Source organism: Ursidibacter sp. B-7004-1 (genome assembly GCF_053654055.1).
On record NZ_JBSIUP010000027.1, the window covers coordinates 1 to 23,706 of the forward strand.

General features: G+C 38.1%; 23 protein-coding genes. 9 read left to right on the forward strand and 14 right to left on the reverse strand.

From position 1 onward, the window contains the following. Nucleotides 1-377: 377 nt before the first annotated feature. The 3 genes from dnaK (at nt 378) to dnaJ (ending at nt 4,454) form a co-directional block, all read left to right on the forward strand. A complete protein-coding gene (gene dnaK, locus ACWIW0_RS09100; RefSeq protein ID WP_454453061.1) occupies nt 378-2,279 on the forward strand; it encodes a molecular chaperone DnaK in 1,902 nt (633 codons plus the stop codon). Between the two features lie 307 nt (nt 2,280-2,586). After that, nucleotides 2,587-2,958, forward strand: a complete 372-nt coding sequence (locus ACWIW0_RS09105) for a GyrI-like domain-containing protein (protein ID WP_454453062.1) — start codon at nt 2,587-2,589, stop codon at nt 2,956-2,958. Nucleotides 2,959-3,308: 350 nt separating this feature from the next. Beyond that, entirely contained in the window at nt 3,309-4,454 is a 1,146-nt protein-coding gene (gene dnaJ / locus ACWIW0_RS09110; protein ID WP_454453063.1) for a molecular chaperone DnaJ, read from the forward strand. Nucleotides 4,455-4,562: 108 nt separating this feature from the next. Here dnaJ and phoR read toward each other — a convergent pair whose 3' ends face one another. From phoR to coaBC, 11 genes are all read right to left on the reverse strand, one after another. Beyond that, complete coding sequence (gene phoR, locus ACWIW0_RS09115; RefSeq protein ID WP_454453064.1) at nt 4,563-5,849, reverse strand: phosphate regulon sensor histidine kinase PhoR; 1,287 nt, start codon at nt 5,847-5,849, stop codon at nt 4,563-4,565. Then, the gene (gene phoB / locus ACWIW0_RS09120; protein WP_157393897.1) at nt 5,849-6,541 is read right to left on the reverse strand and encodes a phosphate regulon transcriptional regulator PhoB; all 693 of its coding nucleotides are present in this window, start codon (nt 6,539-6,541) and stop codon (nt 5,849-5,851) included. The genes phoR and phoB overlap by 1 nt, the downstream gene beginning before the upstream one ends. A 148-nt stretch (nt 6,542-6,689) precedes the next feature. Next, nucleotides 6,690-7,466: a phosphate ABC transporter ATP-binding protein PstB gene (pstB, locus tag ACWIW0_RS09125; RefSeq protein WP_157393896.1), complete on the reverse strand. Its 777-nt coding sequence runs from the start codon at nt 7,464-7,466 to the stop codon at nt 6,690-6,692. A gap of 12 nt (nt 7,467-7,478) precedes the next feature. After that, the gene (gene pstA, locus ACWIW0_RS09130; RefSeq protein ID WP_157393895.1) at nt 7,479-8,327 is read right to left on the reverse strand and encodes a phosphate ABC transporter permease PstA; all 849 of its coding nucleotides are present in this window, start codon (nt 8,325-8,327) and stop codon (nt 7,479-7,481) included. Beyond that, nucleotides 8,327-9,277: a phosphate ABC transporter permease subunit PstC gene (gene pstC / locus ACWIW0_RS09135; RefSeq protein WP_454447231.1), complete on the reverse strand. Its 951-nt coding sequence runs from the start codon at nt 9,275-9,277 to the stop codon at nt 8,327-8,329. Before pstC ends, pstA begins: the two co-directional genes overlap by 1 nt. Before the next feature lie 86 nt (nt 9,278-9,363). Further along, complete coding sequence (pstS, locus tag ACWIW0_RS09140; RefSeq protein WP_454447232.1) at nt 9,364-10,404, reverse strand: phosphate ABC transporter substrate-binding protein PstS; 1,041 nt, start codon at nt 10,402-10,404, stop codon at nt 9,364-9,366. A gap of 176 nt (nt 10,405-10,580) precedes the next feature. Continuing rightward, nucleotides 10,581-11,255, reverse strand: coding sequence for a cAMP-activated global transcriptional regulator CRP (gene crp, locus ACWIW0_RS09145; protein WP_454453065.1), 675 nt, complete (start codon nt 11,253-11,255; stop codon nt 10,581-10,583). 61 nt (nt 11,256-11,316) lie between these two features. Then, nucleotides 11,317-11,538 (reverse strand): YheU family protein, encoded by a 222-nt coding sequence (locus tag ACWIW0_RS09150; protein WP_454447267.1) that lies wholly within the window; start codon nt 11,536-11,538, stop codon nt 11,317-11,319. A gap of 19 nt (nt 11,539-11,557) precedes the next feature. Continuing rightward, nucleotides 11,558-12,163: a nucleoid occlusion factor SlmA gene (slmA, locus tag ACWIW0_RS09155; protein ID WP_454447268.1), complete on the reverse strand. Its 606-nt coding sequence runs from the start codon at nt 12,161-12,163 to the stop codon at nt 11,558-11,560. A gap of 43 nt (nt 12,164-12,206) precedes the next feature. After that, complete coding sequence (gene dut, locus ACWIW0_RS09160; protein ID WP_454447269.1) at nt 12,207-12,662, reverse strand: dUTP diphosphatase; 456 nt, start codon at nt 12,660-12,662, stop codon at nt 12,207-12,209. A 117-nt stretch (nt 12,663-12,779) separates the two neighbouring features. Then, complete coding sequence (coaBC, locus tag ACWIW0_RS09165; RefSeq protein ID WP_454453066.1) at nt 12,780-13,985, reverse strand: bifunctional phosphopantothenoylcysteine decarboxylase/phosphopantothenate--cysteine ligase CoaBC; 1,206 nt, start codon at nt 13,983-13,985, stop codon at nt 12,780-12,782. 162 nt (nt 13,986-14,147) lie between these two features. On the opposite strand from coaBC, the gene radC reads away from it, so the two are divergent. The 5 genes from radC to ddc all read left to right on the forward strand — a co-directional run bounded on the left by radC (nt 14,148) and on the right by ddc (nt 18,745). Further along, entirely contained in the window at nt 14,148-14,840 is a 693-nt protein-coding gene (radC, locus tag ACWIW0_RS09170) for a RadC family protein (protein ID WP_454453067.1), read from the forward strand. A gap of 148 nt (nt 14,841-14,988) precedes the next feature. Further along, the gene (rpmB, locus tag ACWIW0_RS09175; RefSeq protein ID WP_006251446.1) at nt 14,989-15,225 is read left to right on the forward strand and encodes a 50S ribosomal protein L28; all 237 of its coding nucleotides are present in this window, start codon (nt 14,989-14,991) and stop codon (nt 15,223-15,225) included. A 10-nt stretch (nt 15,226-15,235) separates the two neighbouring features. Beyond that, a complete protein-coding gene (rpmG, locus tag ACWIW0_RS09180; RefSeq protein WP_005624479.1) occupies nt 15,236-15,406 on the forward strand; it encodes a 50S ribosomal protein L33 in 171 nt (56 codons plus the stop codon). A 374-nt stretch (nt 15,407-15,780) separates the two neighbouring features. Further along, the gene (locus ACWIW0_RS09185; protein ID WP_454447272.1) at nt 15,781-17,145 is read left to right on the forward strand and encodes a diaminobutyrate--2-oxoglutarate transaminase; all 1,365 of its coding nucleotides are present in this window, start codon (nt 15,781-15,783) and stop codon (nt 17,143-17,145) included. Nucleotides 17,146-17,212: 67 nt separating this feature from the next. Continuing rightward, entirely contained in the window at nt 17,213-18,745 is a 1,533-nt protein-coding gene (gene ddc, locus ACWIW0_RS09190) for an L-2,4-diaminobutyrate decarboxylase (RefSeq protein WP_454447273.1), read from the forward strand. 291 nt (nt 18,746-19,036) lie between these two features. On the opposite strand, the gene rfbB is transcribed toward ddc, so the two are convergent. Further along, nucleotides 19,037-20,098 (reverse strand): dTDP-glucose 4,6-dehydratase, encoded by a 1,062-nt coding sequence (rfbB, locus tag ACWIW0_RS09195; RefSeq protein ID WP_454453068.1) that lies wholly within the window; start codon nt 20,096-20,098, stop codon nt 19,037-19,039. Between the two features lie 114 nt (nt 20,099-20,212). On the opposite strand from rfbB, the gene ACWIW0_RS09200 reads away from it, so the two are divergent. After that, on the forward strand, nt 20,213-21,463 hold the full coding sequence (locus tag ACWIW0_RS09200) for an O-antigen ligase family protein (protein WP_454453069.1): 1,251 nt from the start codon (nt 20,213-20,215) through the stop codon (nt 21,461-21,463). A 52-nt stretch (nt 21,464-21,515) separates the two neighbouring features. On the opposite strand, the gene wbaP is transcribed toward ACWIW0_RS09200, so the two are convergent. Together wbaP and ACWIW0_RS09210 are read right to left on the reverse strand one after the other, a co-directional pair. Continuing rightward, entirely contained in the window at nt 21,516-22,934 is a 1,419-nt protein-coding gene (gene wbaP / locus ACWIW0_RS09205; RefSeq protein ID WP_454453070.1) for an undecaprenyl-phosphate galactose phosphotransferase WbaP, read from the reverse strand. Continuing rightward, a complete protein-coding gene (locus ACWIW0_RS09210; protein ID WP_454453071.1) occupies nt 22,931-23,704 on the reverse strand; it encodes a DUF4422 domain-containing protein in 774 nt (257 codons plus the stop codon). The genes wbaP and ACWIW0_RS09210 overlap by 4 nt, the downstream gene beginning before the upstream one ends. Nucleotides 23,705-23,706: the final 2 nt, after the last annotated feature.

A 23,706-nucleotide genomic window follows, 5' to 3' on the forward strand; every position in this document is an offset into this window, starting at 1 on the left:
GTTCTCGACTTTGAAACTATCCCAATAGTAAGGAGTGTTGATTTTTCTGCATAGTTGTTATAATCCTTTTTTAATTCCATTACACTTAGCTTGATTTTTTACGATAAAAGAATGTATTAGCTATCACTATTTCACTGAGTTATCCTTATTTTTATAGATTAACCTAACTTTTAATTTACTTTAGTTCTTAAATTTTTTTAAATTTTTTTATATCACCCCTTGAAACTCTCAAATTTATCTCTATTTATTGTTTCGTCTGAGCGGGAACGTCAAAGAACTTCCCGTTTATTTAAAATCTTTTAAGTTGGCTTGAAATGTAGAGAAGTAACCCTATCTTGTAGCTAACTTTAACGAACATACAACTTGGAGAATTTAAAATGGGAAAAATTATTGGTATTGACTTAGGTACAACCAACTCTTGTGTAGCAGTAATGGACGGTGATAAACCACGCGTGCTTGAAAATGCAGAAGGCGCACGCACAACACCATCAATCATTGCTTATACCGATAAAGAAACACTCGTGGGTCAACCAGCAAAACGTCAGGCGATTACCAACCCGAAAAATACATTATTTGCAATCAAACGCTTAATCGGTCGCCGTTTTGAAGATAAAGAAGTACAACGTGATATCGAAATTATGCCGTTTGAAATCAGCAAAGCAGATAATGGCGATGCGTGGGTAACGGTAAAAGGCGAGAAAATGGCTCCGCCACAAATTTCTGCGGAAGTGTTGAAAAAAATGAAGAAAACCGCAGAAGACTTCTTAGGCGAGCCAGTAACAGAAGCGGTTATTACTGTACCAGCATACTTCAACGATGCACAACGCCAAGCAACTAAAGATGCAGGTCGTATCGCAGGTTTAGAAGTTAAACGTATCATCAACGAGCCAACAGCAGCGGCGTTAGCTTACGGTTTAGACTCTAAGAAAGAGAACCAAATCATCGCAGTTTACGACTTAGGTGGTGGTACATTCGACTTGTCAATTATCGAAATTGATAATTTTGATGGCGAGCAAACCTTTGAAGTGCGTGCAACCAACGGCGATACTCACTTAGGTGGTGAAGACTTTGATAACCGTTTAATCAACTACTTAGTAGAAGAGTTCAAAAAAGAACAAGGCGTTGATTTACGCAACGACTCAATGGCAATGCAACGTGTGAAAGAAGCCGCAGAAAAAGCAAAAATTGAGCTTTCATCAGCACAATCTACGGAAGTAAACTTACCGTATATTACTGCCGATGCAACAGGCCCTAAACACTTAGTTTTAACCGTAACGCGTGCAAAATTAGAAGCACTTGTTGAAGATTTAGTCGCACGCTCATTAGAGCCAGTGAAAGTGGCATTAGCCGATGCAGGATTATCCGTATCTGAAATCAATGATGTGATTTTAGTTGGTGGTCAAACTCGTATGCCATTAGTACAACAAAAAGTGGCTGAATTCTTCGGTAAAGAACCACGTAAAGATGTAAACCCAGATGAAGCGGTTGCAATCGGTGCTGCTGTACAAGGTGGTGTTTTAGCGGGTGATGTAACAGACGTTCTTTTATTAGACGTAACACCATTATCATTAGGTATTGAAACAATGGGTAGCGTAATGACAAAACTTATTGAGAAAAATACCACAATCCCAACGAAACATAGCCAAGTGTTCTCAACAGCGGAAGATAACCAAAGTGCAGTAACTATCCACGTATTACAAGGTGAACGTAAACGTGCAAGCGATAACAAATCGTTAGGTCAATTCAACCTAGATGGTATTCAACCTGCACCACGTGGTATGCCACAAATTGAAGTAACGTTCGATATTGACGCAGATGGTATCTTACACGTGTCAGCGAAAGATAAGAACACAGGTAAAGAGCAAAAAATCACAATCAAAGCATCTTCTGGTTTAAGTGATGCTGAAGTTGAGCAAATGGTGCGTGATGCAGAAGCAAACGCAGAAGCAGACCGCAAATTTGAAGAGTTAGTCCAAACTCGCAACCAAGCTGATGCGATTGTTCACTCAACGCGTAAACAAATCACTGAAGCAGGCGAAGCATTAAATGCAGACGATAAAGCGAAGATCGAAGAAGCCGTTGCAGAGCTTGAGAAAGCAGCAAAAGGCGAAGATAAAGCAGACATCGAAGCGAAAATTGAGGCTTTAGTGAAAGTGTCTGAACCACTTATCCAAGCAGGTCAAGCACAAGCTCAACAAGGTCAGCAACAAGCCCAACAAAGCCAAAAAGATGACGGCGTAGTGGATGCTGAGTTTGAAGAAGTGAAAGACAATAAGTAATTTGTCTGAATGATTATAGGGGCGTATTGTATACGCCCCTTTGGCTTATATACGATTTAACATCGTAACCAAATTTCCCCTAACCCCTCTTTGCTAAAGAGGGGAACTTGATCGAAAAAATATCCAATACATTGGTCTATTTTTCGATTAAGAATTTATCTCCTGATAGCGCCCGTTTTTAACGGGTGCTGAAATGTATAAAAGGCACTCGTGTGGACACGAGAGCCATCAGAGATTTGGTAACATAGAGTTAAATTCGTAATTAACAAGCGGTCAGATTTCACCAAAACTTTGCAAATAAACCAAAATGAAACTCTACCCAATTATAGTTAAAACATTTGACCAAGCCACAACAAGCGAAGATTTTCAACCACTTTGGCAATCTGTTGAATTACCTAAAAATAGTCAATGTTATGGGATTTATTTCAACTATACCGAACAAGGTTATGATTTTGCGATTGCAACAGAAACGCCAAATCAAAATATGCCAATTATGATTGAAGATTTAACGTGGTATGAAAAATTCAGCACTAAAGTTGAGTTACTTGGCGAAACGTGGGAAAACATCAATCGCAAAGGAAAACAAGGTTTATTAAGACGAGCTTTTACGGTTGATTTTGAGCAGTATCAGCCAGACGGAAAGGTTGATGTATTTGTGTCGGTCGTAGCACATTGTTAGAATGTGGACACGAAACATCGTGTCCCTACAAATACCCCCGATAGCGCCCGTTTTTAACGGGTGCTGAAATGAATAAAAGGCACTCGTGTGGACACGAGCGCCATCAGGGGGGATGTGTTTATGTCGGTGGTGGCACATTGTTAGAAAAATTCTGCCCCCGCCCCGCTTGCGGGGGAAGTGGTTGAGCGTAGCGAAACCGAAGGGGGCATTTACAAAATTTTGTGCAAAACACACCGCTTGTTTGCCCCCTACCCCGCCTTTGGCGGTACTTCCCCCGTAAACGGAGGCAGAATTATTTATACAAGCGGTCAAATTTCAGCAAAATTTTACAAATTTAAAATGGAAACATTATGTCAAAACGTGATTATTATGAAGTCCTTGGGTTAAGCAAAGGGGCGAGTGAGCAGGAGATCAAACGTGCCTACAAACGTTTGGCAGCAAAGCATCACCCTGACAAAAACCAAGGCAGTAAAGAAGCAGAAGAAAAATTTAAAGAGATCAAAGAAGCCTACGAAGTGTTAGGCGACAGTGAGAAACGTGCAATGTACGACCAATACGGTCATCAAGCCTTTGAACAAGGTGGATTTGGCGGAGGCGGTGGCTTCGGCGGATTTGGTGGTGGCGGTTTCGGTGGCTTTGAAGATATTTTCAGCGAAATGTTTGGTGGTGGCTTTGGCGGTAGTGGACGTGGTCGTCAGCGTGTTGTGCGTGGTGATGACTTACAATACAACCTTGAGATCACCCTTGAAGAAGCCGTTCGTGGCGTGAAAAAAGATATTCGTATTCAAACACTTGCAGAATGTGATTCTTGTCACGGTAGCGGTGCCGAAGCTGGAAGCAAAGTGGAAACCTGTCCAAGCTGTCACGGGTCAGGACGCATTCGCCGTCAGCAAGGTTTCTTTATGACAGAACAAGCCTGTCCAACTTGCCACGGCACAGGTAAGAAAATCGAGAAACCTTGTAAATCGTGTCACGGTGATGGACGTGTTCATAAAACCAAAAATCTCTCTGTTACTATTCCACCAGGCGTTGATACAGGCAATCAATTACGCTTATCAGGCGAAGGTGCTGCAGGTGAGAACGGTGCACCAGCAGGCGATTTATATGTTGTAATTCACGTTAAAGAGCACGATATTTTTGTGCGTGATGGATCAAATCTCTATTGCGAAGTGCCGATTAGTTTCACAATGGCTGCATTAGGTGGTGAGATCGAAGTGCCAACCCTAGATGGCAGAGTGAAATTAAAAATCCCAGCTGAAACGCAAACAGGTAAACTTTTCCGAGTGCGTGGCAAAGGCGTGTCTTCTCCAAGAGGCGGCTATGCAGGGGATTTAATCTGCAAAGTGATTATTGAAACCCCAGTTTCACTCAATGAAGAGCAGAAAGAATTACTGCGTAAATTAGAAGAAAGTTTAGAAGGAACAGGTAAAAACCGTCCGAAACATCAAGGTTTTTTTGATGGCGTGAAAAAATTCTTTGATAATTTGGGTAAATAGCTAGCCAGATAATAGAGAGCGGTAGGGAAACCTACCAACCTTATGATAAGCGGTAAGATCAGCGAGCAATTTTGCAAATCACTCTACTAATCTTACCGCTTGTCTATTTCAGCGACTCTGTATAAATTCATCTTTAATCACAAAAGCGAATTGGCTACCTTTGCCGACTTCACTCTGAATTTCAAGGTAACTATGGTGTTGCTCTAAGGCGTGTTTCACAATAGCTAATCCTAAACCACTACCGCCTGTTTTATGGCTACGAGACTCATCTACACGATAAAAACGTTCAGTTAGATGGGCGAGATGTTGAGCTTCGATTCCTACGCCATTATCTTCCACACAGAACCTAATACCCTGTGCGGTTTTTTCTAAGCTAATTTTAATCGTTGCATCATTCCCTGCGTGATGAACAGCGTTGTAAATTAAGTTTGAAACTGCACTTTGTAACTGCCCTTCATCACCTATCACAAAAATATCTGGCTCGATATTAAACTCAATCTGTTGTTGGCTATCGTGTAGAATATCGGTATTTTTACGAATAGTTAAAATCAGTTGAGAGAGATCGATTGCTTGATGTTCCGTATTATTAGAGCCTTCAATTTTCGCCAAAATACTCAGCTGTTGTAGCAAATTATTCATTCGCTGGCTCTGCTCTTTCATCGCTTCGATGGCTTTTTTCTGTAACGTAGGGTTATCTAATTCGCCTTCTAACATCTCTAAATAACCTTGAAGAACGGTTAAAGGTGTGCGTAATTCGTGGTTCATATTCGCCAAAAAGGTTTGGCGAGTATGAAGTAGGCGAATAAACGATGTGACATCTCTCGCAATAATTAAGTAAGATTCGCTATCGTAGCTATTTAAATTAAGTTCAATATAACGTTGATTGTGAGTCAATAATACAAGCGGTCGGTTGCGGTTCGGCTGACGAAAATAATGCTTAAATTCAGGGTAGAAAATCACGTTAAAAATGCTTTTAGTGGATTTTTTATCCCAAAAGAAAGCAAACATATCTTGGGCAACATTGTTACACCAAGAAATATCGCCATTATGTTCACAGATAATAATCGCATCTGGCAAATATTGAATATTACGGTTTAATTTAGACAGTAAGCGTAATGTTTTAATTTTTTCTCGGCGTGAGCGTGCTTGATAGTAAGCTGCTGTTTGGGAAATATGCTCGATACCGCTTACTTTTTTAACTTTCTCAAGCGGTCGGTTTGGGTTAATAATTTGCAATAAGCTAAATTCATTATAGTGATGCCAAACAAGTAATAAAATTAAAATACTAGAAAACCAAAAAGTAAATTCTTTAGCAAAAAGTGAGAGCAGGAAAGCGATCCCCACAGATAATAACAATTCAAGGACAAAATGTTTGAGTGAAATGTTGAGTTTCATTAGTTATCCTGAAAATGCGTTGAAAAGCGATAACCAGAACCACGAACTGTTTGGATATAACGATCAAAACCATAGGGTTCAAGGTTTTTTCGTAATCGGCGGATATAGGAATCGACCGTTCGGTCTTCCACATAAATATCATTACCCCAAATAAAATCAAGCAGTTGCTCTCGGTTATACACTTTTTCAGGGTGAGTCATAAAGAAATGCAGTAACTTATATTCAGTTCCACTGAGATCGATAGATTTTCCTTCAAAGCTAACACGTTGAGCTTGCTGATCGATAACTAAATTATCAATATTGAGTAATGCACTAGGCGGATCGTAACTACGTCGCCAAACCGCTTCAATACGAGCAAGTAAGATTTTCGGCGAAAAAGGTTTGGTAATGTAATCGTCCGCTCCTGCACTGAGTCCTGTAATACAATCTTCTTCTGCACTGCGAGCCGTTAGCATAATGACAGGAATTTTTGCTGTTTCTTCGTTTTTCTTAAGATATTCCAAAAATTGAATGCCAGATCGCCCTGGTAACATCCAATCCAGCAGAATAAGTTTAGGCTTTTCTGCCATTTTATTGACCGCACTTTGATAGTCTTCCGCTTCAATCACATCATATTTTTGTTTGAGTAAATAGAGTGCGATCATCTCTCGGATTGCTCGTTCATCTTCCACGATAAGAATGTTATTTGACATTATATGAATTCCTATTAAGTGTAAATGATTGAATAATATGGATATGTATGTAAGAAAGGTATTAGCCGAAGTGCTAGGAAACACCATTTGGCAACAATCTGCCTCCGTAAGTGAAGGCAGAAAATAATTGACTATACTTAACTTACATCTAGCCCATTCTACCTTTAATATAATCTTCTGTCCGTTGATTTTTCGGTTTATCGAAGATTTGCTTAGTTTCGCCAAACTCCACTAGCTCGCCTAAATACATATAAGCGGTATAGTCTGAACAGCGTGCTGCTTGTTGCATATTGTGGGTTACAATGGCAACGGTATAGTCGTGTTTTAATTCGGTAATGAGTTCTTCAATTTTCATTGTTGAGATGGGGTCAAGTGCCGAACAAGGTTCATCAAGTAATAATACGTCTGGTTTTACTGCAATTCCACGAGCAATACATAAACGCTGTTGTTGTCCGCCTGACAAACTATCGCCACTTTGGTGCAATTTATGTTTTACTTCATTCCAAAGTGCTGCTTTGGTTAATGCCCACTCAACACGATCATTAAGTTCCGATTTCGGTAACTTTTCAAATAAACGAATACCAAAAGCGACATTATCATAAATCGACATTGGGAAAGGTGTCGGTTTTTGGAAAACCATTCCCACCTTCGCACGAATAATGGAAATATCAGTATGTGAAGTCAGTAAATTCTCGCCTTCTAAGTTAATTTCTCCCGTTGCACGTTGGTTTGGATAAAGCTCAAACATACGGTTAAAAGTACGAAGTAAGGTCGATTTTCCACAGCCTGATGGTCCGATAAAAGCGGTAACTTTATTACGGGCAATTGGCATATTGATATTCTTTAAAGCGTGGAAATCACCATAGTAAAAATTTAAGTTATTTACTGTTATTTTTGCGTCAATTTGGTTAAGTAAAGTATTCATTCTTATTATTCCTTATTTGTGTTTGTTAAAGTAAACACGCGTTAATACGTTAAGCGAAAGGACAAATAGGGTAATCAGTGTTGCCCCTGCCCACGCTAAATTATTCCAGTCTTCAAATGGGCTTGCAGCATATTGGTAGATCACCACAGGCAGGTTTGCCATTGGTCCATTCATATCCCACGAAGTGAATTGGTTGGAAAGTGCAGTAAAGAGTAAAGGTGCAGTTTCGCCTGAAATACGAGCAACAGATAATAATACCCCTGTGATAATCCCTGAGCGAGCTGCTCGGTAGCAGATCATTGTAATCACTCGCCACTGTGGGCAACCTAAAGCAGCCGCTGCTTCTCGCAAGTTATTCGGAACAAGGTTAAGCATACTATCGGTAGTTCTCACAACAACGGGAATAACCAACATTGCAAGGGCTAATGATCCTGCCCAACCTGAATAATGTTGTACCTGTGCAACATAAATGGCATAGATAAATAAACCAATGATAATTGATGGAGCAGAAAGTAAAATATCGTTCAGAAAACGAGTCACTTTGGCTAAATAAGAGTATCTGCCGTATTCACTTAAATAAGTGCCTGCCAAAATGCCGATAGGTGTTGCAATAAAGGTTGCAACTGAAACCATTAAAATCGACCCTAAAATAGCATTCATTAAGCCACCTTTTTCATTCGGTGCAGGTGTTGCTTGGGTAAAGAGATCGAAAGATAACGCAGGGATCCCTTTCATCACTAAGGTATAGAGAATCCAAACTAACCAAAATAGACCAAAAATTACCGCAAGATAAGCTAATCCAAGCATTACTTGATTTTTAATTTTACGGCAATAAAACCGTTGATTTTGAAAAGACTTCATTAGCGTTTTCCTTCTAGTTTTGTCATACGCATAATCAATAAGCGTGAAGCCCCAAGTACTAAAGTGGTAATTAAGAATAGAATTAAACCGAGTTCCATTAAGGCTGATTTTTGTAAACCACCCGCTTCGTTAAATTCATTTGCAATTGCTGAGGCAATAGAGGTTGAAGGTGAGAAGATAGAGTCAGGCAATTGGAAGGCATTACCAATAACAAAAGTTACTGCCATTGTTTCGCCTAATGCTCGCCCAAGTCCAAGCATAATACTGCCAATAACCCCTGTTTTTGTATAAGGTAGTACAACTTTCCAAATCACTTCCCACGTTGTTGAGCCAAGTCCATAAGCAGATTCTTTTAATAATGGTGGCACAACGCTAAAAACATCACGCATCACTGATGCGATAAAAGGAATAATCATAATGGCAAGCACTAAGCCTGCGGTAAATAATCCGATGCCGAAAGGAGCTCCAGAAAATAAGATACCGATAACAGGTAGATCACCAAAGGTTTCAATTAAATGAGGCTGAACATATTCTTGGAATAATGGCACAAAAACAAACAAGCCCCACATACCATAAATTATTGATGGAATGGCAGCCAGCATTTCCACCGCAGTACCGATAGGGCGTTTTAACCATTCTGGTGAGAGTTCTGTTAAAAAGGTTGCGATACCAAAAGAAATTGGTACAGCAATCAACAGAGCAATTCCTGCTGAGATAAGTGTACCAATAATAGGAACTAATGCACCATAGCTATCTTGTACTGGATCCCAATCATTTGTCCATAAAAAAGCCAGATTAAAACGAGTAATGGAATCCCAACTACCGATAATAAGAGAGAGTAAAATTGCAGAGAGTACTGCAAAAACAAATACCGCAAAAAAACGTGTTGTATTTTTAAACAAGCCCTCGATCCAAGGGTGATTTAAGCATTTATTATCAATTTTATGCATAACATTTACTTCTTAAGAGCTTGTTATAGAAATTACTCTACAACAAGCGGTCTGTTTTACCGAATTTCTTGCAATTCGATTTTTAACTAATATAAGGCGTTGCCTTGCTTATCTTTTACTTCATTTTTCCAATGTGTTTTGATCTGCTCAACAACATTGTCTGGTAATGGCACATAATCTAGCTCTGATGCAGATTCTTTCCCATTTTGGAATGCCCATTCAAAGAATTTGAATACACTTTTTGTCTGCTCAGGTTTTTCACTATTTTTGTGAATTAAGATAAAGCTCGCAGCGGTGATAGGCCAAGATTGCTCACCTGCTTCGTTAGTTAAAATGACGCCCATTCCAGCTTCACTATCCCATTTCGCATTAGCAGCCGCAGCAGCAAAAGTTTCACGAGATGGTTGAACGAAATGCCCATCTGCATTTTGTAATGCAACCCACGATAACTGGTTTTGTTTTGCATAGGCATATTCTACATAACCGATAGAATATTTAAGCTGTTTGACATAAGCCGCAACACCCTCATTACCTTTACCACCTTGTCCAACAGGCCATTTAACAGATTTCCCTTCGCCTACTTTTTCTTTCCATTCAGGTGATACTTTAGAAAGGTAATTCGTCCAACCAAATGTGGTGCCTGAACCATCTGAACGGCGAACTACTAAAATATTTTTCTCTGGTAATACAATTCCTTGATTTAACTGAGAAATTGCTGGGTCGTTCCATTTTTTGATCTTACCTAAGAAAATATCCGCTAACACTGCACCAGAAAGTTTCAATTCACCTGATTTCACTTCAGGAATATTTACCACTGGCACTGTTCCACCAATAATCGCTGGGAACTGTAATAATTGGTTGTCATCTAATGCCTGTGCTTTCATTGGATCATCAGAAGCACCAAAATCAATGGTTTTAGCAATAATTTGTTGCTGACCACCACCAGAACCAATTGATTGATAATTCACTCGATTAGCCGTTTCTTTTTCATATAAACCAGCCCATTTTGCATAAATCGGATACGGGAAAGATGCACCAGCCCCTGTAATTGTTTCTGCATTCGCCGATTGCATAATTGCAAAAGAAAGACCTAATACCGTTAAAGGTTTGAACACTTTGGATAGCATTGTTTTCTCCTTAATGAGTTAAGTGATTTCACAATGCAAAGTCTAAGAAATAAATATGACAAAATGATGACAGAAGTGTAAAGATAACTTCGCATAAATTCTAGGAAGGAAAATATTGATAACATTGAAAAAATAAACTAGATATCGCATATTCTATATCTAGTTTATTTTTAAGACTACCTTGCCCCAAATACCACTATCGTTTTCCCGTGGGCTGAGATTAGTCCATCATCTTCAAGCATTTTTAAGATACGTCCAACCGTTTCCCGAGAACAGCCCACCATTTGTCCGATTTCTTGACGAGTAATTTTAATTTGCATACCTTGTGGGTGAGTCATCGCATCTGGCATTTTGGCTAGGTTCATTAAGGTTTGTGCAATACGCCCCGTTACATCTAAGAATGCAAGATTACTGACTTGGCGAGATGTCATTCGTAAACGGCGAGCCATTTGAGCGGATAAATACATTAAAATATCAGGGTTTAAATGGACGAGTTGTTTAAACTTTTTATAAGAAATTTCCGCAATTTCACAATTACCTTTGGTTCTAACCCAAGCGGTTCGTGGCTGAGTACGTTCTTCAAACAAGCTAATCTCACCGACAAACTCTCCTTGCCCAAGATTAGTTAAGAGCATTTCTTTGCCGTCATCATCTTTAATAAACACTGAAACTGAACCATTTACGATATAAAACAGCGACTCAGCATCTTCCCCTGCGTGAATAAGAGTATATTTAGCAGGATAACGATGGATATGACAGTGAGTTAAAAACCACTCTACTGCAGGATCGTGAATTGATGGTAAAGGAGATACATTTTCAAGTTGAGCGGTAGAAATAGAAACATCTTGCATATAATAAGCCTTTTAATCCATTTACAGCATAATTTGCTTGCGTAATTTTAGCACAAATTCATTAATTCCCTAAGAAAGATTTTTTGTCTTTAATATCAAGGCTTTCGTGTAGTTCAGACCACACAATCACAACTTGATCAGCTTTTAACTGAGCCAGTAATCTCTCCCTTTTTTCTGTGAGCGAAAGCTCTCTAACACCGTAATCCGTCCCTTCTCGTAAAATAAAAGAGTCTAGAATATTGTTCAACGTTGTTTCTTCCAAAGATTGCCAAGGAATAATCATTATCTATCCTATATAGAAACTAGTAGAAAAGTGGTTTGATCAACGCCCACTGTTTTTCAAAGTGTTGGTGCTGATTGAAGGTAAAGTTTGAGCGAACAAGGCGTAAAAATTGTCCTTCACAAAAATTAACTAAATAACCTGCCAATGCACGTTCATCAGCAAAAGCTCGCCCTTCTTTAAGTTTACGCATTTGAAGAATATTGACAAATTGTAGCTCTAGCCCATCGAAAAATTTAGCGACACGAGCTTTAAGCTCCTTATCTTCAAACATCAAAGCGTGTCCTGTTAAAATGCGTGTAACCCCAGGGTTTTTTTGAGCAAATTCTAAAATAGTTTGTAAGATTGCTTTAACTGCTGATTCAGTATTTTCTTTTCGTTTACTCGCATTGATATAGCTGGTTAAAGTAAATTCAATTCGCTCGATTAGGGCTTCAAACATTTTGGTTTTACTTGGAAAATAGCGGTATAACGCCCCTTCTGATACCCCAACCGCTGCTGCTAAACGCTCCGTTGTAATACGCTGCATTCCTGTTTCGGAATTGAGTAAGCCAATCAACACCTCTAGCACTTGTTGCTGACGCTCTTTAATAGATTTTTTTGGCATTTTCACGACAATTTCTGTCATTTTATCCCCTTTTTACAAATTTTTAGCGAGAACTTACCGCTTATTACTGCTTACCTGAATGCCCAAAACCGCCTTCGCCACGCTCAGTTGCGGTGAAATCTTGTACAAGATTAAATTGAGCTTGTACCACTGGTACAAACACAAGTTGAGCAATACGATCGCCAACATTGACCGTAAAAGCCTCTTGGCTTCTATTCCATAATGAAACCATTAGTGGGCCTTGATAATCGCTGTCAATTAACCCGACTAAATTACCCAAAACTATCCCGTTTTTATGCCCTAATCCCGATCTTGGTAAAATTACCGCGGCTAAACTTGGGTCAGCGATATAAATAGAGATCCCAGTCGGAATTAACACTGTTTGCCCTGCTTCAACCGTTAAGGGTTCATTGATTAACGCTCTTAAATCTAACCCTGCAGAGCCTTCTGTGGCATAAGTTGGAAGTGGAAATTCATTGCCAATACGGCTATCTAAAATTTTTAAATCGATCTGTTTCATTTTATTTCCTTGTAAATCTTTAATCGGAATTTCAAGCTGATAATAAATTAGCTAAAGAACCTTTGGCAAAAGTTGGAAAAGTTCCTTCACCTAAGTGATCTTGAATAACTTCCAACTTCATTGCACCTTTTCATAAAAATCAATAATCTCATTGACTAAATGTGTAGCAAGCTGGCTTTTGTCGGCAAGCGGTAAGATTTTCTCACCATTTTGCCAAAAGAGCTGAAGGCTATTTTGTTCTGAACCGAAAACCTGTCCTGAAGAGACATCATTGGCACAAATTAAATCTAGCCCTTTACGCACCAATTTACTTTTTGCGTATTCCGCCACATTTTCCGTTTCAGCAGCAAAGCCCACTGTGAAAGGGCGATGTTCAGTTAAATGTGCCACAGTTGCAATAATATCGGGGTTTTTAACTAATTTAAGCGTTAAATGATCGTTATCTGCAGTTTTCTTGATTTTTTGTTCAGCAATCTGTTCAACTCGATAATCTGCCACTGCTGCACAACCGATAAAAATGGCAGATTGTTGAGCAAATCTCACCGCTTGTTGTGCCATTTCTTCCGCAGAAACAACATTAATTCGCTCTACATTATTGGGCGTAGCTAAATTAACAGGCCCACTGATTAAAAAGACTTCTGCCCCACGTTTTGCAAAGGCTTCTGCAATCGCAAATCCCATTTTGCCTGAGCTATGATTGCTGATATAACGAACGGGATCAATCGCTTCACGAGTTGGTCCTGCGGTAATCGTAACCGTTAATCCTTGCAGATCTTGTGTTGCTGAAAAATGCTGTGCGATATGTTGGAAAATTTCTGCGGGTTCAGACATTCGCCCTTCCCCCATATCACCACAAGCTTGAAATCCGTTATTTGGCCCAACGGTCAATACACCTTGTGTACGCAAATTTTGCAAATTTTGTTGTACAACCGACCGCTTGTACATCTGTTGATTCATCGCTGGAGCTAACATTATCGGAGCGGCTGTCGCTAAACAGAGTGTTGAAAGTAAATCATTGCCCATTCCAATTGCAAGCCTTGCAATAAAATCCGCTGTTGCGGGAGCAATGACGATCAAATCTGCCCATTTAGCTAGCTCAATATGCCCCATTGCCAGCTCTGCTTGAGGATCAAGCAAAGATTGTGAAACCGCATTACCTGAAATCGCTTGTAGCGTCAGTGGTGTCACAAAGGCTTCTGCTGCAGGTGTAAGAACAACTCGAACCTCTGCATTCGCTTTTTTTAGCAGACGAATCAGTTCAATGGTTTTATACGCTGCAATACCGCCAGTAATTCCAACAACAATTTTTTTGTTTTTGAGCATAATTAGGTTGCTTTTAAAAATAAAAGGCTATTTTACGCAAATAGGTACTTGCTCACAACGCCCTATTTTTACGATCTCGATCGAAAAACCTAGCAAAGCCTTTTGGTATAAGGTTTGCTTTTCTTTATGCTTTTTCCGTCAAAATTTAATTGAGTAAAAAATATGAAACAAATAGCAAATAACCTAATGCCGAGAGAAAAATTATTACAATTCGGTGCAAAATCTTTAACCGATGAAGAGCTACTCGCCATTTTTTTACGCACAGGAGTAAAAGGCTTACCAGTAATGGAACTCTCTAACCAAGTATTGAATACCTTTGGTTCGTTGCGTGGCTTACTGACGGCAAACTTAGATGATTTCTGCCAAGTAAAAGGTTTAGGGCAGACTCAATATATTCAACTACAAGCCACAAAAGAGATGACAAAACGTTATTTATCACAGCAGATGGAAGTTAATGAAACAATCAGTGCTCCCTACTTAGCGGTAATGTATTTTCAATCAGAGTTTGAAGATGATGAGAGAGAAGTATTTATGGTACTGTTTTTAGATAATCAACACCGCTTGATTAAGCAAGAAAAGTTATTTTTTGGTACGATCAATCAAGCATCAGTTCACCCAAGAGAAATCATTAAAGCAGCCTTGAAGTATAATGCGGCAGCAATTATTGTGGCACATAACCACCCTTCAGGTAATTGTAAGCCCAGTGAAGCAGATCGTTATTTAACTCGAAAGATCGAAATGGCATGCGATCTCGTGGATATTCGTTTTGTGGATCATATCATTGTAGGAAAAGGCGATTATTTTTCATTCGAAGAAGAGAAGTTTGATGCAGAAAATGAGCAAATTTCCCCTTGAATGAAAAATGCAAAGCAAGTATAATTCGCAGTCTTTAAAATAGTCTGTGGGTCGGGTTATGTGCCTGACGAGGTCGTCAGATGGTGTTGAGCCCTTCTGATAGCCCGAACCATTTAGCTTAAGCTTAAGTAATATCGGAGAATTAAAAATGTCTAGAGTCTGTCAAGTAACAGGCAAGCGTCCAGCTGTTGGTAACAACCGTTCGCACGCAATGAATGCGACAAAACGTCGTTTTCTACCAAACCTTCACACTCACCGTTTCTGGGTTGAGAGCGAAAACCGTTTCGTAACTTTACGCTTAACAGCGAAAGGTATGCGTATTATTGATAAAAAAGGCATTGATGCAGTATTAGCTGAAATCCGTGCTCGTGGCGAAAAAATCTAAGGAGTAACCAATGGCAGCTAAAGGTAATCGCGAGAAGATCAAATTAGTTTCAACTGCTGAAACTGGTCACTTCTACACAACAACTAAAAACAAACGTAATATGCCAGAAAAAATGGAAATCAAAAAATTTGATCCAGTTGTGCGTAAACACGTTGTTTATAAAGAAGCAAAAATCAAATAATTTTTGTTTTAGATTTGAAAAACCCAGCTTATGCTGGGTTTTTTATTTTCAGTCTAAGCAATCGTTTGCATTTATAATGGCTATTATTTGTAAGATCTATTAAAGCCACTCAAAAATCCCTTTCTTTTTTTATAAAAAGCAGTACTATTAGCCGCCTTAAGTATAACCCTATACTTAAGCCAAAACTCTGTTTCCAACCTATCCCATTCTCTCGGGAATAAATAGGGTAAAAACAAAAAAGCTGAAACGCTTTTTTTAATAAGTAGCGAGTCAAATGCCCCAAGGCATCTTATTTTCAAGAATAAGAAAGCTTAGGCTTTCCGCAAGGCACCCGACTTATTTTTTTAACCTCTTATAGAAGGTCTATTAAACAAATGACAAACACGCCTGTAAATCCGATCAACCAAGCGACCAATGAATATTATTTAACCCGTCAAAACGAGATGGAGTCGAATGTTCGCAGTTATCCACGCAAATTACCTTTAGCGATAGCTAAAGCACAAGGTTGTTGGGTAACGGATGTTGAAGGAAACGAATACTTAGATTGTTTGGCAGGGGCTGGTACTTTGGCTCTTGGTCATAACCACCCTGATGTAATCAAAGCAATTCAAGATGTCTTAGCCAGTGGATTACCTTTACACACCCTTGATTTAACCACACCGTTAAAAGATGCTTTTACAGAAGAATTACTCTCTTTCTTCCCAAAAGGTGAATACCGTTTACAATTTTGTGGCCCAAGCGGTGCAGACGGTACAGAAGCAGCAATCAAATTAGCGAAAACCTATACTGGACGTGGTAATGTGATTTCATTTTCTGGTGGCTATCACGGAATGACTCACGGTTCATTATCAATGACAGGTAATCTTAATGCTAAAAATGCCGTTCAGAATTTAATGGCTGGCGTACAGTTTATGCCATATCCACACGAATATCGCTGTCCATTAGGCATCGGCGGAGAAGCGGGTGTAGATGCTCTTACCTACTATTTCGAAAACTTCATTGAAGATGTGGAAAGCGGTGTAGTTAAACCAGCTGCTGTTATCTTAGAAGCCATTCAAGGCGAAGGTGGCGTGGTTACTGCACCAGTGAAATGGCTACAAAAAATTCGTGAAGTGACTAAAAAACACGGTATTGTATTGATTTTAGATGAAGTTCAAGCAGGGTTCTGTCGTTCAGGCAAAATGTTTGCCTTTGAACACGCAGGTATTGAGCCTGATGTAGTAGTAATGTCTAAAGCCGTTGGCGGTAGCTTACCATTAGCAGTATTAGCCATCAAAAAAGAGTTTGATGCGTGGCAACCAGCAGGACACACAGGTACGTTCCGTGGTAATCAATTAGCAATGGCAACAGGTTATGCTTCTTTGAAAGTAATGAGAGAACAAAACCTAGCTCAAAATGCACAACAGCGTGGTGATTTCTTACAAGCAGAGTTGAAAAAACTTGCTCAGCAATTTGGTTGTATCGGTAACGTGCGTGGTAAAGGTTTAATGATCGGTATTGAGATTGTTGATGAACGCCAGCCACAAGATCGTATCGGAGCTTACCCAGCTGATGGTGTATTAGCTGCTGAAATTCAGAAAGCTTGCTTTAAACACAAATTACTCCTTGAGCGTGGCGGACGTGGCGGTAATGTGGTACGTATTCTTTGCCCATTAATCATTACTCAAGCAGAATGTGAAGAGATGATTAAACGCTTTACCCAAGCAGTACAAGATGCACTAAAAGCAACTCGTAGCTAAAAAGCCAACACAATAAATTCTGCCCCATAATAAGTGGGGCAGAATTTTACTCTTTAGGAAATAATCAATGACAACTCTCGAAAAACATAAACAAGCCCTATTCTGTAACGATTCACAATCTATTGCCGACTACCAATCTGCAATGCAAAATGCGGTACAAGCGGTCAGTTCTTGGCTACAAAATACTAAAATGTACACAGGCGGTAGTATTAAACAACTTCGCTCAGAAATTGCATTCCAACCTTCTAAACAAGGCTTAGGTGTTGAACAATCCCTTAACCGCTTAGTTGAATTATTCTTAAATAAGAGTTTAAAGGTACATCACCCACACTCACTGGCTCACTTACACTGCCCGACAATGGTAACTAGCCAAATTGCTGAAGTACTGATTAACGCCACCAATCAGTCAATGGACTCTTGGGATCAAAGCCCAGCAGGTTCACTAATGGAAGTTCAGCTTATTGAATGGTTGCGTGAAAAAGTTGGCTACGGTAAAGGACAAGCGGGTGTATTCACATCAGGGGGAACACAATCTAACTTAATGGGTGTGTTATTAGCTCGTGATGCGTGTATTGCTAAAAACTGGAAGAACAGTGACGGTAGCGAATGGTCTGTACAACGAGATGGTATTCCTGCAGAAGCAATGCAAAAAGTGAAAGTGATCTGTTCTGAAAATGCACACTTCTCGGTACAAAAAAATATGGCAATGATGGGAATGGGTTTCCAATCTGTTGTTACTGTACCTTGTAATGCCAACGCACAAATGGACGTTACCGCACTTGAAAAAACTATTGCGGATCTCACCGCTCAAGGAAAAATTGTTGCTTGTGTAGTGGCAACTGCAGGGACAACTGATGCAGGGGCAATTGATCCATTAAAAGCTATTCGCACTGTTACCGACAAATATGGAATTTGGATGCACGTTGATGCCGCTTGGGGTGGTGCATTATTACTCTCTAATGAATATCGTAATTGGTTAGACGGTATTGAATTAACTGACTCAGTAACCCTTGATTTCCACAAGCATTTCTTCCAAACCATCTCTTGTGGGGCATTCTTACTGAAGGATGAAGCAGAATATCGCTATATTGATTACAAGGCTGATTATCTCAATTCAGAATACGATGAAGAACACGGTGTACCAAATTTAGTGGCAAAATCGCTACAAACGACCCGCCGTTTTGATGCGTTAAAATTATGGTTTACGGTTGAGGCTTTAGGTGAAGAGTTATACGCCTCAATGATCGATCACGGTGTAAAATTAACGCGTGATGTTGCCGCTTATATCAATACCACAGAAGGCTTAGAGTTACTCGTTGAGCCACAATTTGCATCAGTCTTATTCCGAGTTAAACCAACTGGCTATCCAGTGGAATTTATTGATGCACTCAACCAAAATGTTGCTGATGAACTTTTTGCTCGAGGTGAAGCAAACATTGGGGTAACCAAAGTCGGCAACGTACAGTCGTTGAAAATGACGACACTCAGCCCAATCGCAACTTTAGATAATGTTAAAGCCCTACTTGAACAAGTATTGAGTGAGGCAGAGCGTATTAAAGATGCTATTGTACAGGGTAACTACACCCCTGCTATCGACTAGTGGGAAGCTATTTAACGAGTTATCTTAAGTCAGACTACTGACAAACAAACTTCAGTTTGTTGTGCTTAATAAACGAACGCCAAGAGTGGCGTTCCTTTTTTCTTACTCAACTGTAAATCGGTAAAATAAAAATGTATTATTTTACCACCAAGCATAACCGTAAATTGTGGCTTCTCTACATAATAAAGTTTGTTATTTTTCAATTGGTTATGGTTTTATTTGTAGGGGGCTGAGTGCGTCCGAATGAAAAAACTTTGTCAATAATCTGAATAGCTATGTTTTCTTTAGTAATTAAGAGTTGTTGAATAGCAGCTGCCACCATTGTGGGTTTTGAATATACCAATCCACTGTTTTGGCTAAACCTGTCTCAAAGGTTTCTTCGGGTTTCCAGTCTAGTTCCTGCTGAATTTTGCTTGCATCTATTGCATAACGCTTGTCGTGTCCTGCTCGATCTGTAACAAACGTAATCAACTGATTAAAATCATCAATGTCGGCAATGTACTCTTGGTAAACGGTTAGTTTCCCTTGTTTTTTTGCAAAATTGAGCAACGAACAGACCGCTTGTACGACATCAATATTCCGTTTTTCATTGTTTCCGCCAATGTTGTAATTTTCCCCAATCTTTCCTGAGATAAACACCTGATAAAGTGCTTTAACGTGATCATCAACAAATAACCAATCACGAATTTGATCTCCCTTGCCATAAATCGGCAAAGGCTTGGCGTGTAACGCATTTAAAATCACTAATGGAATTAACTTTTCAGGATAATGATAATAACCGTAATTGTTTGAACAGTTAGTAATAATGGTAGGTAGCCCGTAAGTTCGATGCCACGCTCGAACTAAATGATCGCTCGCTGCTTTTGATGCAGAGTAGGGGCTACTTGGGGCATAAGCTGTCTGTTCTGTAAAACTGGCTGGATTATCGTCCAAATCGCCAAATACTTCATCGGTTGAAATATGGATAAAACGAAATTGGCTTCTTTTCGCTTTATTTAGCTGTTGGAAATAATGGCGACTACATTCTAATAGCGTGAAAGTCCCAACAATATTGCTATCAATAAAGGCTTTCGCACTGTCAATTGAACGATCAACGTGGCTCTCTGCGGCAAGATGAAAAACCGCATCTGGCTGATATTTGCAAAAAAGGGAAGAAATCTGACCGCTTTCAACAATATCCACCTGCTCAAAATGATAACGAGGGCTATCGCTTACTGTGGCTAAGGAAGCTAAATTCCCTGCATAAGTCAGCTTATCAATGTTTACTACGTTATGCTCCGTTTGCTCAATTAGATAGCGAATTAACGCTGAACCAATAAAGCCCGCACCGCCTGTTACGAAAATAGTTTTCATCAGTTTTCCTGTTAGTTAAAAATGCTATTTACTCAATGTTATGTAAGATGAATTAGAGAATTTCGATTAGGTGGTATAAAATGCCGTTTAAATTTCTCTCATATAGGCATAAAAATGTTCTCATCATTGATTAAATACAATAAGGTTTCATTTACATCAGTAATAAATATTCTCGTTTTTCTGTTTTATACCACATTACTTATTTCACAAAAAAGTTATAACTATACCGCAATGGTTCTTGCTGCCGTAGCGCTATTTTTTGTGTTATATCGACTATTTTATGAAAAACAGACAATCTCGCTTTCTCAAGATGCGAAGAAGATTATCTATGCGTTTGTCGCTTATTTTAGCACCATTGCATTGTCGGTGCTTGTGACAAATGATGGTTTTAGAGAAATTGATAACCCAAGCAGAGTGTTGCTATTTATTCCACTTATCTTATTATTTTCTACTTTTCCTATTCGGATAAACACCATTCTCTATGCCATTCCAACGGGATCTGCGATTATCGGCCTTATGGCAATAATCCAAATATTCATTTTAGGGCAAGAAAAGCCATTCCCCGATCATATGCATATTCAAGCAGGAAATATTTCCGTTACATTGGCAATGATGAGCTTGGCGATCTCTATCTACTGGGGAATAAAGAAACAGTATAACTTGATGTTGATCTGCTTTATTTGTGCGAGCCTTGGTATGTTAGCAAGTGCTTTTTCAGGGGCTCGTGGCGGCTGGGTTGGTTTACCTGCTATTTTTGCGATTATACTTTTCTTTTCCTATAAACATCTCAATAAAAAACTTACATTGGTAATTACATTTGTGCTATCTATTCTTATTTCAGGGATCGTTATTAGCCCTAAAACAAATGTACTCAACCGTATTCAAATTGCACAGGCAGAAATCATCAATTATTTTGAACATCACGAACGCACATCATCATTAGGAGCAAGATTTGATATGTGGAATAGTGCTGTTTTAGGTATTCAACAAAAGCCGCTATTAGGTTGGGGAAAAAATGGTTATATTGAACTTAAAAGATCACAATTAGAACAAAATATTATTGCAGAAGGTACGCTAAAATTTAATGATGCACACAATCAATATTTAGATACAACGGTAAAAAGAGGAGTGTTAGGTTTATTAGGGCTTTTGGCTGTTATTTTAATTCCATTGGTATATTTCATCAGTGCTATAAGAAATACTAGCCTAGAAATAAAAATAATTGCTCTATTAGGAATTATTCATATTATATCAACGGTATTTTTCTTTACTAGCCAAACATTTTTGGCTCATAACTCGGGAGCTGTATTTTATTTTGTAAGTGTAGTGATATTATATGGAGCAATAAAATCACTACAAAAATAGTAGATATTTGTTATAAGGTGGACTTTAGTCCACCATTTTGTAACTAATTATGTTAATAAGCACCGTTCTTTTTCCATACAACTTTAAATGTTTTACATAAAATTGCGATATCGTTCCATAAAGACCAATTTTTCACATACCAAGAATCAAAGTAAACTCTAGTATCATAATCAATATTATTACGCCCACTAATCTGCCACAAACCTGTCATACCTGGTTTCGCCATTAGATAATAATCTACATCATCTTTATATCTAGATAATTCTTCTTCAACAATCGGACGTGGACCTACTAGGCTCATTTGTCCTATAAGCACATTAAATAATTGAGGTAACTCATCTAAACTTGTCTTCCTTAAGAATTTACCTATTGAGGTTATTCTAGGATCATTCTTTAATTTAAAATCCTTCTCCCATTCTATTTTTGCTTTAGGATTATTTTTAAGTAATTCAGATAAAACTTGATCTGAGTTAATAACCATTGAACGAAATTTAAAACATTCAAATGGTTTACCATTTTTACCAATCCTAGTATGTTTATAAATTACATTCCCTCCATCTTGTGATACTCTACAATAAATGTAGATAAGCAAGGGAGATAATAATAAAATTAGCAATAATGAACAGGAAATATCCATTATCCTTTTAATTAATCGTGATGATCTCTTAGCAAGATTATTATTGATTCTTAATAAAATAACATCATAACTAAAAATAAAAGACATATCAGTACTATAAAGGGGTAATCCTCTTAGTGTAGGAATAACTGAGACTGAACGATAGAATTTCTTAGATAACGTTCTTAACCAATTATCTCTTTGTATATTTTGTTCATCTTCTAATGCTAAAATAAATTGATCTGACTTATTGGTTACTAATTCCCAAATGCTTTGACGAGTTTCTTTTATAATAGGAATACCTAATTTGATTATTTCATCAATCGGATTATCTGCAATAAAATATTTAATCTTGAAACCCAAATAAGTTTCACTACTCAGTGCTTTATAGGCATCTAGGGCATTACTGCCACCACCAATAATAACTGTATTCTTTAAATACAACCCTAATTTAATTAATAATTTCTTTAATAATATCCGACCTAAAGGAACAATAATCAAAGCGATACCCCACGTTATTACCCACAAATAACGAGAGAAATAGAGTTTGGAGAATGCTAAACAGGCAAGATCAATAATAGAAATAATAATTAACGTTCTTAGAATTTCTTTCAATTCAAACCAAAATGGTTTGCGGTATGTATAGTGTCTGAGCCTTATCCAATACCATATTATACAGACAATACTTAATGATAGGTGTAGCAAAGCTCTCTCAAAGAGCTGATCCTCTGGAAGATATCTGTTCAGATCACCAGTTACGCCATCTAATATTAGAATTGATATTGGGAGTGAAAGTAAACATAAGAAAAGATCACTAATAGCTAGAATATATTTACACAACAATTGGTTATTCATTTTGATTTACCTATTAATTTTCTTTTTAAAAAATAGTATATTTTATTTAGCCAATTTTCTCTTTCTATATTAACAACATTAACTTCTTTTATAGAAATATTATTTCTCAATATCCATACATTAAATAGCCTTTCTGCAATAAATCCAAAAACTCTTTTTTGATATATATTATATGAAGTAATATCAATTTTATTTTCCAACTCAAACAATATAGGAAATAACCACTCACAATAAGCTTTTGCATTTTCTTTATTCATAACAAACATATTATAGAGATGTAATTTCTTTCCATTCATTACAATATCAAAGTAAGGGAGATAACTAGAATATTTTTCTGAAATAAGATCTCTTGTTATCTCAATATCTTTAATAAAATGGGCGTTTTTGTAATGGCTATATATTGTTTCTATATAATAATTTCTCTTTTTAGGAACAATACAATCATAATTTTTTAGATGAGAGATTAATTCATTGTCAGAAGCTATTTTTATACCGTTGAAATTAATCTCCTTTCCTTTAAAATATCGGCGATAATGAACAAGCCCGATGTAATCTACATCATCAAAAAAATGGTTCTTCCAAGCCCAATACAATGCAGTTAATTCACAAAATGATGAGTTCTTAATCGAAATATTATCTCCTGTATTATCACTTAGAATGTCTAATTTATCGTTTCGCAACTCACTACCCACATAAATTGGTTGATAGTAACCTTCTAAAGGAAATTGATATACTTTATGTGTTGCAATGATAATTTTAACTTCATTCATAT